Source organism: Cupriavidus oxalaticus (assembly GCF_004768545.1).
GTDB classification, from domain to species: domain Bacteria; phylum Pseudomonadota; class Gammaproteobacteria; order Burkholderiales; family Burkholderiaceae; genus Cupriavidus; species Cupriavidus oxalaticus_A.
In genome coordinates, this window is the sequence record NZ_CP038635.1 from 1290874 (window position 1) to 1304021 (window position 13148).

11 protein-coding genes are annotated in these 13148 nt (G+C 65.5%); 9 read left to right on the plus strand and 2 right to left on the minus strand.

The genetic code is table 11. The features are described from left to right. Positions 1-164 precede the first annotated feature (164 nt). The 4 genes from aceE to lpdA all read left to right on the plus strand — a co-directional run bounded on the left by aceE (position 165) and on the right by lpdA (position 7211). The gene (gene aceE, locus E0W60_RS16840; protein WP_135705000.1) at positions 165-2852 is read left to right on the plus strand and encodes a pyruvate dehydrogenase (acetyl-transferring), homodimeric type; all 2688 of its coding nucleotides are present in this window, start codon (positions 165-167) and stop codon (positions 2850-2852) included. Between the two features lie 167 nt (positions 2853-3019). Continuing rightward, the gene (gene aceF, locus E0W60_RS16845) at positions 3020-4684 is read left to right on the plus strand and encodes a dihydrolipoyllysine-residue acetyltransferase (protein WP_135705001.1); all 1665 of its coding nucleotides are present in this window, start codon (positions 3020-3022) and stop codon (positions 4682-4684) included. A gap of 76 nt (positions 4685-4760) precedes the next feature. Further along, positions 4761-5390, plus strand: coding sequence for an MFS transporter (locus E0W60_RS16850; RefSeq protein ID WP_133096797.1), 630 nt, complete (start codon positions 4761-4763; stop codon positions 5388-5390). A gap of 33 nt (positions 5391-5423) precedes the next feature. Continuing rightward, the gene (gene lpdA / locus E0W60_RS16855; protein ID WP_133096798.1) at positions 5424-7211 is read left to right on the plus strand and encodes a dihydrolipoyl dehydrogenase; all 1788 of its coding nucleotides are present in this window, start codon (positions 5424-5426) and stop codon (positions 7209-7211) included. Between the two features lie 354 nt (positions 7212-7565). On the opposite strand, the gene phaP1 is transcribed toward lpdA, so the two are convergent. Then, a complete protein-coding gene (gene phaP1 / locus E0W60_RS16860) occupies positions 7566-8144 on the minus strand; it encodes a TIGR01841 family phasin PhaP1 (protein ID WP_133096799.1) in 579 nt (192 codons plus the stop codon). A gap of 366 nt (positions 8145-8510) precedes the next feature. Between phaP1 and E0W60_RS16865 the strand changes: the two genes are divergently transcribed. From E0W60_RS16865 to E0W60_RS16880, 4 genes are all read left to right on the plus strand, one after another. After that, positions 8511-9431: a histone deacetylase family protein gene (locus E0W60_RS16865; protein ID WP_135705002.1), complete on the plus strand. Its 921-nt coding sequence runs from the start codon at positions 8511-8513 to the stop codon at positions 9429-9431. Continuing rightward, the gene (locus E0W60_RS16870) at positions 9428-10354 is read left to right on the plus strand and encodes a DMT family transporter (RefSeq protein ID WP_135705003.1); all 927 of its coding nucleotides are present in this window, start codon (positions 9428-9430) and stop codon (positions 10352-10354) included. Before E0W60_RS16865 ends, E0W60_RS16870 begins: the two co-directional genes overlap by 4 nt. 97 nt (positions 10355-10451) lie before the next feature. Next, positions 10452-10898 carry an acyl-CoA thioesterase gene (locus tag E0W60_RS16875; RefSeq protein ID WP_133096802.1) on the plus strand — a complete coding sequence of 149 codons (447 nt, stop codon included), beginning with the start codon at positions 10452-10454 and terminating at the stop codon, positions 10896-10898. 25 nt (positions 10899-10923) lie between these two features. Next, the gene (locus E0W60_RS16880) at positions 10924-11637 is read left to right on the plus strand and encodes a nitroreductase (protein ID WP_133096803.1); all 714 of its coding nucleotides are present in this window, start codon (positions 10924-10926) and stop codon (positions 11635-11637) included. A 220-nt stretch (positions 11638-11857) separates the two neighbouring features. On the opposite strand, the gene E0W60_RS38330 is transcribed toward E0W60_RS16880, so the two are convergent. Continuing rightward, positions 11858-12121: a hypothetical protein gene (locus E0W60_RS38330; protein WP_431189906.1), complete on the minus strand. Its 264-nt coding sequence runs from the start codon at positions 12119-12121 to the stop codon at positions 11858-11860. Between E0W60_RS38330 and pbpG the strand changes: the two genes are divergently transcribed. Further along, entirely contained in the window at positions 12087-13106 is a 1020-nt protein-coding gene (gene pbpG / locus E0W60_RS16885) for a D-alanyl-D-alanine endopeptidase (protein ID WP_431189907.1), read from the plus strand. The genes E0W60_RS38330 and pbpG overlap by 35 nt on opposite strands. The last annotated feature ends 42 nt before the right edge of the window (positions 13107-13148 follow it).

A 13148-nucleotide genomic window follows, 5' to 3' on the forward strand; every position in this document is an offset into this window, starting at 1 on the left:
CCATGCGCCTGCCGCGCGGAGGAGCCGGAACAGGTTCCCCGGCGGCGGCCCCGATGCAAGGCGCGGCAGCGCCGAACCCGCAACGGTGCGAGTCAACCCGTAGAGCCCCCAAAGCCGGCGCCGGAAGCGCAGGCACGAAGCACGAATTCACCCAGGAGACAGTCATGTCCGCCGTACCAGAGCAGATTCTCGGCGCATCCAGCGCCAACGACGCCGATCCCCAGGAAACCCATGAATGGCTGGATGCCCTGCAGGGCGTCCTCGCCGCCGAGGGCCCGGCACGCGCCGCGTTCCTGATCGACAAGCAGATCGAGTACGCACGCGTGAACGGCGTGACCCAGCCGTTCCACGCCGAGACGCAGTACATCAACACCATCCCGGTGGAGCAGCAGGCCCGCATCCCCGGCGACCAGGACATCGAGCACCGCATCCGCTCGTACACCCGCTGGAACGCCATGGCGATGGTGCTGCGCGCCAACAAGCACACCAACGTCGGCGGCCATATCTCCTCGTTTGCCTCGGCGGCCACGCTGTATGACGTGGGCTACAACCATTTCTGGCGCGCCCCCTCGGAACAGAGCGGTGGCGACCTGGTCTTCGTGCAGGGCCACTCGGCACCGGGCGTGTACTCGCGCGCCTTCCTGCTGGGCCGCCTGAGCCAGGACCAGCTCGACAACTTCCGCCAGGAAGTCGACGGCCACGGCATCTCGTCCTACCCGCACCCGTGGCTGATGCCGGACTTCTGGCAGTTCCCGACGGTGTCGATGGGCCTGGGCCCGATCATGGCCATCTACCAGGCCCGCTTCATGAAGTACCTGGACAGCCGCGGCCTGGCCAAGGCCGGCGACCGCAAGGTCTGGGCCTTCCTGGGCGACGGCGAGACCGACGAGCCGGAATCGCTGGGCGCGATCGGCATGGCCGGCCGCGAGAAGCTCGACAACCTGGTCTTCGTCATCAACTGCAACCTGCAGCGCCTGGACGGCCCGGTGCGCGGCAACGGCAAGATCATCCAGGAACTGGAATCCGAGTTCCGCGGCGCGGGCTGGAACGTGATCAAGGTGGTGTGGGGCAGCAAGTGGGATTCGCTGCTGGCGCGCGACACCAAGGGCCTGCTGATGAAGCGCATGATGGAATGCGTCGACGGCGAATACCAGACCATGAAGGCCAAGGACGGCGCCTACGTCCGCGAGCACTTCTTCAACACGCCTGAGCTGAAGGCGATGGTCGCCGACTGGTCCGACGACGATATCTGGCGCCTGAACCGCGGCGGCCACGATCCGCACAAGATCTACGCCGCCTACAAGGCCGCCAGCGAGCACAAGGGCCAGCCCACGCTGATCCTGGCCAAGACCATCAAGGGCTATGGCATGGGCGACGCCGGCCAGGCCATGAACGTGGCCCACCAGCAGAAGAAGATGCCGGTGGACGCGATCCGCAAGTTCCGCGACCAGTTCAATCTCCCCGTTGCCGACGACCAGCTGGAAGATGTGCCGTACATCACCTTCCCGGAAGGTTCGAAGGAACTGGAATACATGCGCCAGGCGCGCCTGAACCTGGGCGGCTACCTGCCGGCCCGCCGCCAGAAGGCCGAAGCGCTGCCGGTCCCGCAGCTGTCCGCGTTCGAGGCGCTGCTCAAGGCCACCGGCGAAGGCCGCGAAGTGTCCACCACCATGGCCTTCGTGCGTATCCTGAACACCCTGCTGAAAGACAAGCAGATCGGCAAGCACGTGGTGCCCATCGTCCCGGACGAGTCGCGCACCTTCGGCATGGAAGGCCTGTTCCGCCAGGTCGGCATCTGGAACCAGGAAGGCCAGAAGTATGTGCCGGAAGACCATGACCAGCTGATGTTCTACAAGGAATCGCAGACTGGCCAGGTGCTGCAGGAAGGCATCAACGAAGCCGGCGCCATGTGCGACTGGATCGCCGCCGCCACGTCGTACTCGACGCACGGCGTGCAGATGATCCCCTTCTACATCTACTACTCGATGTTCGGCATCCAGCGTATCGGCGACCTGTGCTGGGCCGCTGCCGACATGCGCTCGCGCGGCTTCCTGCTGGGCGGCACCGCCGGCCGCACCACGCTGAACGGCGAGGGCCTGCAGCATGAAGACGGCCACTCGCACGTGTTCCACGCCGCGATCCCGAACTGCATCTCGTACGACCCGACCTACCAGTACGAACTGGCGGTGATCATGCAGGACGGCCTGCGCCGCATGTACGCCGAGCAGGAAGACGTCTACTACTACCTGACGGTGATGAACGAGAACTACGAGCATCCGGAAATGCCGGCTGGCGTAGAGCAGGACATCGTCAAGGGCATGTACCAGTTCCGCAAGGGCGTCGAGAACAGCAACGCGCCACGCGTGCAGCTGCTGGGCTCGGGCACGATCTTCCGCGAGGTGGTTGCCGCCGCCGAGCTGCTGAAGAAGGACTGGGGCGTCGAGTCCGACCTGTGGAGCTGCCCGAGCTTCACCGAGCTGGCCCGCGAAGGCCAGGCCGCCGAGCGCTTCAACCTGCTGCACCCGGCCGAAGCCCAGCGCGAAGCCTTTGTCACGCAGAAGCTGAAGTCGGTCCGCGGCCCGGTGATTGCATCGACCGACTACGTGCGCGCCTTCGCCGAGCAGATCCGCCCGTTCGTGCCGCGCCGCTACGTGGTGCTGGGCACCGACGGCTTCGGCCGCTCGGATACCCGCGAGAAGCTGCGCCACTTCTTTGAAGTGGACCGCCACTGGGTCACGCTGGCCGCGCTCAAGGCGCTGGCCGACGAGGGCGCCATCAGCCGCGACAAGGTGGCCGAGGCCATCAAGAAGTACAACCTCGACCCGAGCAAGCCCAACCCGATGTCGGTCTGATCCGGCAGCCTGCACCCACCCCCGCAGTACGGCGACGCCGTGCCGCGGGCGCCCCGGCAAACCGCCGGCTGGCGCCTTGCGGCATGGCGGCGTGACAGAAGCGGGCGGCGAAGGTAATCTCGCCGCTTGCGGATGTCGTGCGCGCCGGCCTGCCCAGGAGACACTGAATGAGTCAAGCAATTGAAATCAAGGTGCCGGATATCGGCGACTATGACGCCGTTCCCGTCATCGAAGTGCATGTGAAACCCGGCGACAGCATCAACGCGGAAGACGCGCTGGTGACGCTGGAATCGGACAAGGCCACCATGGACGTGCCCTCGCCGCAGGCCGGCGTGGTCAAGGACGTCCGCATCAAGGTGGGCGACAACGTGTCCGAAGGCTCCGTGCTGGTTATGCTGGAAGCGGCCAACGAGGCCTCCGCGGCACCGCCCGCCGGGGCCGCTGCGCCTGCTCCGGCGCCGGCCGCCGCAGCGCCCGCACCCGCTGCCGCGCCGGCAGTGGCTCCCGCGGCAGCCCCTGCCGCGAGCGGTGGCGGCGCCATCGAAGTCAAGGTACCCGATATCGGCGACTACGACGCCGTGCCGGTCATCGAAGTCCACGTCAAGCCGGGCGACACCATCAACGCCGAAGACGCGCTGGTGACGCTGGAATCCGACAAGGCAACCATGGACGTGCCGTCGCCACAGGGCGGCGTGGTCAAGGAAGTCAAGGTCAAGGTTGGCGACAACGTGTCCGAAGGTACGCTGCTGCTGATCCTGGAAGGCGCCGCCGCGGCACCGGCTCCGGCTGCCGCGGCGGCTCCGGCACCGGCCGCTGCCAGCGCGCCCGCCCCGGCACCCGCGCCCGCGGCGGCCCCGGCTCCGGCAGCAGCGGCTGCCGCCGCGCCGGCCGTCGCTGGCGTAAGCGGCAAGGCCGCCCACGCCAGCCCGTCGGTGCGCAAGTTCGCACGCGAGCTGGGCGTCGACGTGTCGCGCGTGGCCGGCACCGGCCCCAAGGGCCGCATCACGCAGCAGGACGTGCAGAACTACGTCAAGGGCGTGATGACCGGCCAGGCCGCCGCGCCGGCCCAGGCTGCCGCGGCTGGCGGCGGCGGTGGCGAGCTCGGCCTGCTGCCGTGGCCGAAGGTCGATTTCACCCGCTTCGGCGAGGTGGAAAGCAAGGCCCTGTCTCGCATCAAGAAGATTTCCGGCGCCAACCTGCACCGCAACTGGGTCATGATCCCGCACGTCACCAACCATGACGAAGCGGACATCACCGAGCTGGAAGCCTTCCGCGTGCAGCTGAACAAGGAAAACGAGAAGTCCGGCATCAAGGTCACCATGCTGGCCTTCATGATCAAGGCCACGGTCGCGGCGCTGAAGAAGTTCCCGAACTTCAATGCCTCGCTCGACGGCGACAACCTGGTGCTGAAGAAGTACTTCAACATCGGTTTCGCCGCCGACACCCCGAATGGCCTGGTCGTGCCGGTGATCAAGGACGCCGACAAGAAGGGCGTGCTGGAGATCAGCCAGGAAATGAGCGAGCTGGCCAAGCTGGCGCGCGACGGCAAGCTCAAGCCGGACCAGATGCAGGGCGGCTGCTTCTCGATCTCGTCGCTGGGCGGCCTGGGCGGCACGTACTTCACGCCGATCATCAACGCGCCGGAAGTGGCCATCATGGGCGTGTGCAAGTCGTTCCAGAAGCCGGTGTGGGACGGCAAGCAGTTCGCGCCGCGCCTGACGCTGCCGCTGTCGCTGTCGTGGGACCACCGCGTCATCGACGGCGCCGAGGCTGCGCGCTTCAACACGTACTTCGCGCAACTGCTGGCCGACTTCCGCCGCATCCTGCTGTAAAAAGCAGCCGCGACGCACACCGGCTTTGCCGGTGTGCGAAAGGCCAGCCACCTGAGTTGATTCAGAGGAGCGAGCCATGACTACCTGTGTTGTCGTCAAGAAGGGCGCCGAGGTGGCGATCGCGGCGGACGCGCTGGTCACCTTCGGCGATACGCGGCTCTCGCGCGCGTATGAGCGCAACCAGAAGGTCTTTCCGGTCGGCGACGGCTTTATCGCGCTGGCCGGGACGACCGCGCACTTCCCGGTCATGCGCACGCTGCTGGCGGGCCTGGGCGAGGAGTGCCGGCTGGACTCGCGCGACGACGTGTTCCGCACCTTCCTGAAGGTGCACGAGAAGCTGAAGACGGAGTACTTCGTCAACACCAAGGAAGACGAGGACGATCCCTACGAGTCGTCGCAGATCGTATGCCTGATCGCCAATCCGGCCGGCATCTTCGGCGTCTATTCGTATCGCGAGGTGTTTTCGTTCGACCGTTTCTGGGGCATCGGCTCGGGCCGCAACTACGCGCTGGGCGCGATGCACGCGGTGTATGACCGGCCCGACCTGGATGCGGGCGAGATCGCGCGCATCGGCGTCGATGCGGGCGTGGAGTTCGACAAAAGCTCATCGGGGCCGATCGAGGTCCATACGGTGCGGCTGCACGATGCAGACAATGGCGCAGCGCCGGCGGCGGATGCGGCAACCAACAACGACGGCGCGCCCTGAAGCCGAGAGGCGGGCGCGTATTGAGGAGCAAATATGAGTGTGATCGAAGTCAAGGTGCCGGATATCGGCGATTTCGACGCGGTGGAAGTGATCGAGGTACTGGTCAAGGCCGGCGATACGGTCGAGACGGAACAGTCCCTGATCGTGCTGGAGTCCGACAAGGCGAGCATGGATGTGCCGTCGTCGGTCGCCGGCAAGGTGGTGGAAGTCAAGGTCAAGGTGGGCGACAAGGTCGGCCAGGGCGCGGTGATCTGCACCGTGGAGGCCGAGGCCGCCGCCGCTGCACCGGCGCCCGCGCAAGCTCCGGCTCCGGCCGCTGCGCCTGCGCAGGCTGCCGCGGCACCGGCCGCCGCTGCGCCGGCCGCCGCAACGCATAGCGGCGGTGCCGATATCCAGTGCGAAATGCTGGTGCTGGGCGCCGGCCCCGGCGGCTACTCGGCCGCCTTCCGCGCCGCCGACCTGGGCATGAATACCGTGCTGGTCGAACGCTACAGCACGCTTGGCGGCGTCTGCCTGAACGTGGGCTGCATCCCCTCCAAGGCGCTGCTGCACAACGCCGCCGTGATCGACGAAGCCAAGGCGCTGGCCGCCCATGGCATCCTGTTCGGCGAAGCCAAGATCGACCTCGACGGCCTGCGCCACTACAAGAACCAGGTGGTCGGCAAGCTGACCGGCGGCCTGGCCGGCATGGCCAAGGCGCGCAAGGTGCAGGTGGTGCGCGGCATCGGCAACTTCCTCGACCCGCACCATATGGAAGTCGAGCTGACCGAGGGCGAGGGCAAGCGCAGCACCGGCAAGAAGACCGTGATCCGCTTCGAGAAGGCCATCATCGCCGCCGGCAGCCAGGCGGTGAAGCTGCCCTTCATCCCGGAAGACCCGCGCATCGTCGACTCGACCGGCGCGCTCGAACTGCCGGAAGTGCCCAACAAGATGCTGGTCATCGGCGGCGGCATCATCGGCCTGGAAATGGCCACGGTCTACAGCACGCTGGGCGCGGAAATCGATGTCGTCGAGATGCTGCCGGGCCTGATGGGCGGCGCTGACCGCGACCTGGTCAAGGTCTGGGAAAAGAAGAACAAGGACCGTTTCGGCAAGGTCATGCTGAATACCAAGACGGTCGGGGTGGAAGCCAAGCCGGACGGCATCTACGTAAAGTTCGAGGGCGAGCAGGCCCCGGCCGAGGCGCAACGCTACGACCTGGTGCTGGTGTCGGTGGGCCGCGCGCCCAACGGCAAGCGCATCGCCGCCGAAAAGGCGGGCGTGGCCGTGACCGACCGCGGCTTTATCAACGTCGACAAGCAGATGCGCACCAACGTGCCGCATATCTTCGCGATCGGCGACGTCGTCGGCCAGCCGATGCTGGCGCACAAGGCGGTGCATGAAGCCCACGTGGCCGCGGAAGCCGCGCATGGCGAGAAGGCGTTCTTCGATGCCAAGCAGATCCCGTCGGTGGCCTTTACCGATCCGGAAGTGGCCTGGGCCGGCCTGACCGAAGACGAGTGCAAGGCGCAGGGCATCAAGTACAGCAAGGGTGTGTTCCCGTGGGCCGCTTCGGGCCGCGCCATCGCCAATGGCCGCGACGAGGGCTTTACCAAGCTGATCTTCGACGAGGAAACGCATCGCGTGATCGGCGGCGGTATCGTGGGTACGCACGCCGGCGACCTGATCAGCGAAGTGTGCCTGGCGATCGAGATGGGCGCCGATGCGGTGGATATCGGCAAGACCATCCACCCGCACCCGACGCTGGGCGAATCGATCGGCATGGCGGCTGAGATCTACGAAGGTACCTGTACCGACGTGCCGCCGCCGCGCAAGCGCTGAGGATTCCGCAGCAAGCGCAGAACCCGCCTCCGGGCGGGTTCTTTTTTTGCCCCGAGAATGCAATTAACCGCCAGAAGCCCGAGGCCACCACACTGGGGGCCAACAGGGCGGGGCGCTGCACAAGCGGGAAAGAGAAAAACCAAAAAAAAGCCCGGCCTTTGCAGGCCAGGCTTTAACGATACCTTTGGACAAGGAGACCGCGGTACCGAGGAGACATCGGCAGACCAGGCAGTGCCGCTATCCTCGGTCGGGACACCACCTTCATCGTTGGCAAAACACACCGGCAGGTTTCCGCTTCGATGCGCTTTGCCAACGGACCGGCCGGAGCCGGTCCATCGTCAAGGCAAACAGCTATCAGGCAACCGTAGCCTTCTTCGCCGTGGCCGTACGGGCCGTGGCGCTGGCTTGCTGGGCAGCCTTGGTGGCGGCGGAAGCAGCGGCCTGGAAGTTGGTTTCAGCGATTTCCACGGCTTGCTTGGTCGCCTTCTGCACCGACTCGTAGGCGTTGTTAGCAGCCGAGATCGCCGACTTCACGATGGCCACGGTCGATTCCGAACCGGCCGGGGCGTTCTTGGCGAAGTTCTCGACCAGCGCCTGCACGTTCTTCGAGCCTTCGGCCAGTTGGGCCTCGGCCACCTTGGTGAACTCGCTCTGGGTTTCCGAAGCGATTTCGTACAGGTGACGGGTGTAAGCCAGGGTCTTCTCGGCGACCGGTTGCACGGCTGCGGCCTGCAGGGCCAGCAGTTCCTGTGCGTCCTTGGCCGACAGCGCCTTCTTGGCGTTTTCCACGTTTTCGGCGAACGTGGTCTTCACGACCTGCAGGTTCAGTTCGACAAGCTTTTCGACGCCTTCAAATGCCTTGGTAGTCAGGCCGAACAGCGTTTCCAGGTTTGCTTTTTGCGCTGCTGCGACTTGTTCCGGGGTCAGGATCATTGCTGGTCTCCAGTGGTGAACTTCAAGGTCAAGCAAAATACAAAAATAAGCCGCCTAGATGTCAGGGCCGTGACGGTGTTTCCCGTTTCGGCCAGCCCAGGCGCGTGTGGGTGGTTGTGTGCCGCGCCCGATGCTTTGATGCGCCGCAACAATTCCAATTCTAGGGAAGCCAGGTTTAATGTCAAGCGCATTTTGTGCGTCGCACAAAAAGATTGTGGCGGTGCGCTGATTTTGTGCCGCAGCAGGCATTTCGGCAGGGCGGCGAGGGATGGTGAGCGATGCTAACATCGCGGCTTGCCTCGCTGTACGGCTGGCCGCCGCCTGCGAAAACCGACAAGACGTGAACAGAACCGCACAGGCCGACCCATGCTCGCCTTCTACGCCGACCATTTCGTGTTGCCGCTGCCGCCGGGACATCGTTTCCCGATGCGCAAGTACAGCATGCTGCGCGACACGGTCGCAACCCAGATTCCTGGCCTGCGCCTGGCCGAGGCGCCGCGCGCCGGCGACGATGCCCTGCTGCTGGCGCATACGCCGGAATACGTACAGGCCGCTTCCGCCGGCACGCTGGATGCCGCCCGCCAGCGCGAAATCGGCTTCCCGTGGTCCGAAGCCATGGTCGAGCGCTCGCGGCGCTCTGCCGGTGCCACCATCGAGGCGTGCCGGGCGGCCTTGCGCGAAGGCGTTGCCGTGAACCTCGCGGGCGGTACGCATCACGCGTATGCCGACAAGGGAGGCGGCTTCTGCGTGTTCAACGACGCTGCCATTGCGGCGCGCGTGCTACAGCGCGACGGCGACGTGCGCCGCGTGGCGGTGGTCGATCTCGACGTGCACCAGGGCAACGGCACGGCGTCGATCCTGCAAGGCGACCCCACCGTGTTCACGCTGTCGCTGCACGGCGAGAAAAACTACCCGTTCCGCAAGGAAGCCAGCGACCTCGACGTCGGCCTGCCGGACGGCTGCGACGACGATGGCTATGCCAGTGCGCTGCAGGCGGCACTGGATACGCTGTTCAGCCGCTTCGCGCCCGACCTGCTGATCTACCTGGCCGGCGCCGATCCGCACGAGGGCGATCGGCTCGGGCGGCTCAAACTGAGCTTCGCCGGCCTGGCGCGGCGTGACCAACTGGTATTCGACGCCGCCATGGCGCGCGGACTGCCGGTGGCGGTGGCGATGGCCGGTGGCTACGGCAACCAGATCGAAGACACGGTCGCGGTCCACGTGCAGACCGTGCGCCTGGCCGCGCAATACCATGCCCGCCACGGCACGCTGGTGGGGGTGTCATGAGCGCCGCGGCAGAACCCGGCCGCGCGGTGGGCGCGGGCACCCGCCAGACGGCATGGGTGGCGGCGATGCCGTGGCTGTTCGTGCTGATCTGGAGCACCGGCTTCATCGTTGCCAAGTACGGCATGCCGTATGCGGAACCGATGACATTCCTGTTCCTGCGCTTTGCCGGCGTGCTGGTGCTGATGGTGCCGTTCGTGCTGCTGGCCGGCGTGCCGTTGCCGCGCGCGGCCGGCTCGACACATACCGACTGGCGCGTGGTCGGCCATCTTGCCGTGGCGGGCTTGCTGCTGCAGGGCGGCTACCTTGGTGGCGTGTGGGCGGCGATCAAGCTCGGCATGCCGGCCGGCGTGTCGGCGCTGATCGCGGGCATGCAGCCGATCCTGACCGCGCTGATCGCCGCGCGGCTGGGCGAGCGCATCAGCGGGCGCCAGTGGCTGGGCCTGCTCCTGGGCATCGCCGGCGTGGCACTGGTGGTGGGCAACAAGCTCGGCACCAGCGCGCTGACGCCGGCAAGCCTGGCGCTGGCGGTCGGCGCGCTGCTCAGCATTACCGTCGGCACGGTCTACCAGAAGCACTTCTGCCCGGTGTTCGACCTGCGCATGGGATCCGTGATCCAGTTCGGCGCCGCCGCGCTCGCCTGCCTGCCGTTCATGTTCCTGTTCGAGACCCGCGGCGTGCAATGGACCGCCGCCATGATCGGCGCGCTGGCGTGGTCGGTGGTGGCGTTGTCCATCGGCGCCATCTCGCTGCTGTTCGTGCTGCTCCGCCAGGGCGCGGCAACCAGGGTGTCGAGCCTGATGTACTTGACGCCGCCAACCACTGCCGTGATGGCCTGGCTGCTCTTCGGCGAACGCTTCCCGCCGCTGGCCGCCGCGGGCATGGTGCTTGCTGCGTCAGGGGTGGCACTGGTCATCCGCAGGTAGCGCTGGTGCGTTCGTTTCGCAGGCGCGAACGCGTCAACGGTTGCCCTGGCGCACTCCGTTTCCCTTTTCCGTTCTTGCCCAGTTCCTTGCTCGCCCCATGAAGCCACAAGCCGACCCGCGCAGTGCCTATCCGTACTTCCAGCCGATCACGACACGTTGGATGGATAACGATGTCTATGGCCACGTTAACAACGTTGTCTACTACAGTTATTTTGACACCGTGGTGAATACCTACCTGATCCGGCAGGGTGCGCTCGATCTCGAGTCGGGCAAGACAATCGGGCTGGTGATCGAGACGCAGTGCAACTACTTCTCGTCGCTCAGCTTCCCGGAGACCGTGGTCGCAGGCTTGCGCGTCGCCAGGCTCGGCACGTCGAGCGTGCGCTATGAGGTCGGCCTGTTCAGCGGCGACAACGAGGTTGCCGCCGCGCAGGGGCATTTCATCCACGTCTATGTCGATCGCGCCACGCGCCGGCCGGTACCGCTGCCGGCGCCGCTGCGCGAGGCGCTGCTGCCGCTGGCGGTCGCAGGCGCGCAAGGGTGACGGCGGGGCAATGGAGACGAACAAGATGTCCCTCGAGATGAAACCGGGTTCGCAGGACGCCGTGGCGTGCGTGGATCGTGCGATCCTGACACGGCGTTCGGTGCGGGCCTTTCTCGATACGCCCGTGCCGCGGGAGACCGTGGAAGACATTCTGGCCGTCGCCAGCCGCGCTCCCTCCGGCACCAATACGCAGCCATGGCGGGTCTATGTCCTGTCGGGAGAAGCCAAGGCAAAGTTGTGCGCCGATGTGCTTGCCGCTTACGAAGACCCCGAGCGCGACAGCAAGTACCTGGAGGAATACCCGTACTACCCCCGCGAATGGGCCAACCCCTACCTGGCGCGACGGCGCAAGGTGGGCTGGGACCTGTACGGCCTGCTTGAGATCAGCCGCGAGGACAAGGCGCGCATGCATGAGCAGCACGCGCGCAACTTCCGTTTCTTCGATGCGCCGGTGGGGATGATCTTTACCATCGACCGCATCATGGAGCAGGGCAGCTGGCTCGACTACGGCATGTTCCTGCAAAGCATCATGGTTGCCGCGCGGGCGCGCGCGCTGGATACCTGCCCGCAGGCGGCGTTCACGCAGTTCCACAAGATCATTGCCAGCCACTTGCTGCTGCCGCCGGAGGAAATGGTGGTGTGCGGCATGTCGCTGGGATTTGCCGATCCGGACGCGCCGGAAAATCGCATGACCACCGAACGGGAACCGGTAAGCGGGTTTGCGCGTTTCCTCTCATAGAGAGGTTTGTATCAATGTGTAACGATTGCTGCCGATATAGAGAGCGAATTGCCGTATTGGCCGTGATTGTTACTGGGGTGAGCAAGGCGGAGCGATTGTAGTTCGTTTGCGGACGTGACCTGTGGTCATCTTTTTCCACCATGTGGAAATGTTTGTAAATCGAACTTTAAGGAGCGTCTGTAAGTCTTTAATCTTGCTAACAATTTCTTAATTTTCTACACTAGCGCCATTCCTCATGCGCTGAACGAATCATGTTTCGGTCTGATTCCATTTTTTCCAGATTCTTCGGCTCCACGCCCTTGTCCGCCGTTGCCGCCGCGGTGCTGGTGTCGGTGTCGATGGTTGCAACTCCCGTCGCCGAAGCTGCCAGTACGTCCGCAAGCACGCAAAAAGCGTCTAAAAAGCAGGCAACTAACGCTAAAGTCACCAAAAAATCCGCTTCCAAGGCTGTGAGCGCGAAGTCGCGCACCAGCAAGGTTGCCAAGAGCGAAGCCGGTTCCGGCCGCAAGGTGATCGTGCTGAAAAACGGCAAGCGCCAGGTCGTGGCCGCGCATCGCGCGGCGCCGGTGCGCGCCGTGTTCACGCCCGCCAAGCCATCGCTGGGCGAGGCGATGGGGCTGCGCGACACCGACGACGCGCTCGCGCTGCGCTCCAGCGTGGCGCTGGTGATGGACCAGGGCTCCAACGAGGTGCTGTTCCAGAAGAACGCCTCGGCGGTGCTGCCGATCGCCTCGATCACCAAGCTGATGACCGCGCTGGTGGTCATGGACGCGCGCCTGCCGATGGATGAAGTGCTGACCATCACCGAGGAAGACCGCGACACCGAAAAGCACAGCAGCTCGCGCCTGCGCTTTGGTACGCAGCTGACCCGCCAGGAACTGCTGCTGCTGGCGCTGATGTCGTCCGAGAACCGTGCCGCTTCGGCGCTGGGCCGCCACTATCCGGGCGGGCTGCCGTCTTTCGTGCAGGCCATGAACCGCAAGGCGCGCGAGCTGGGCATGAACGACAGCCACTTTGTCGACTCGAGCGGCCTGTCGAGCAGTAATGTGTCGAGCGCGATGGACCTGGTGCGCATGGTCAACGCCGCGTACCGCAACCCGACCATCCGCGAGTTCTCGACCCAGACCGAGCATGAGGTCAACGTGCTGGGCCGCACGCAGCACTATGTCAGCACCAACCGCCTGGTGCGCGGCGGCAACTGGGAGATCGGCCTGCAGAAGACCGGCTTTATCTCCGAGGCAGGCCAGTGCCTGGTGATGCAGGCACGCGTGCAGGGCCGCAATGTGGTGATGGTGTTCCTGGATTCGGCGGGCAAGCTGTCGCGCTTTGCCGATGCCAACCGTGTCAAGGACTGGCTGGAGCATGCGCCGTCGCAGCACCCGCAGGGCTTTCCCTCTTCCCCTAACTTGACGCAGCGTCCGGGCGGCGCGCACGCGATCCTGGCTTCGCAGCAGGGGCGTGGTATCTGATCGCTGACCTGCAATGAAAAACGCGCCGGATCCCGGCGCGTT

Coding starts and splice junctions, on each gene's coding strand:
- phaP1 (WP_133096799.1), bottom strand. CDS start 8,144: ATGATCCTGACCCCGGAACAAGTCGCAGCAGCGCAAAAAGCAAACCTG.
- E0W60_RS16865 (WP_135705002.1), top strand. CDS start 8,511: ATGCTCGCCTTCTACGCCGACCATTTCGTGTTGCCGCTGCCGCCGGGA.
- E0W60_RS16870 (WP_135705003.1), top strand. CDS start 9,428: ATGAGCGCCGCGGCAGAACCCGGCCGCGCGGTGGGCGCGGGCACCCGC.
- aceF (WP_135705001.1), top strand. CDS start 3,020: ATGAGTCAAGCAATTGAAATCAAGGTGCCGGATATCGGCGACTATGAC.
- lpdA (WP_133096798.1), top strand. CDS start 5,424: ATGAGTGTGATCGAAGTCAAGGTGCCGGATATCGGCGATTTCGACGCG.
- E0W60_RS16875 (WP_133096802.1), top strand. CDS start 10,452: ATGAAGCCACAAGCCGACCCGCGCAGTGCCTATCCGTACTTCCAGCCG.
- E0W60_RS16880 (WP_133096803.1), top strand. CDS start 10,924: ATGTCCCTCGAGATGAAACCGGGTTCGCAGGACGCCGTGGCGTGCGTG.
- aceE (WP_135705000.1), top strand. CDS start 165: ATGTCCGCCGTACCAGAGCAGATTCTCGGCGCATCCAGCGCCAACGAC.
- E0W60_RS16850 (WP_133096797.1), top strand. CDS start 4,761: ATGACTACCTGTGTTGTCGTCAAGAAGGGCGCCGAGGTGGCGATCGCG.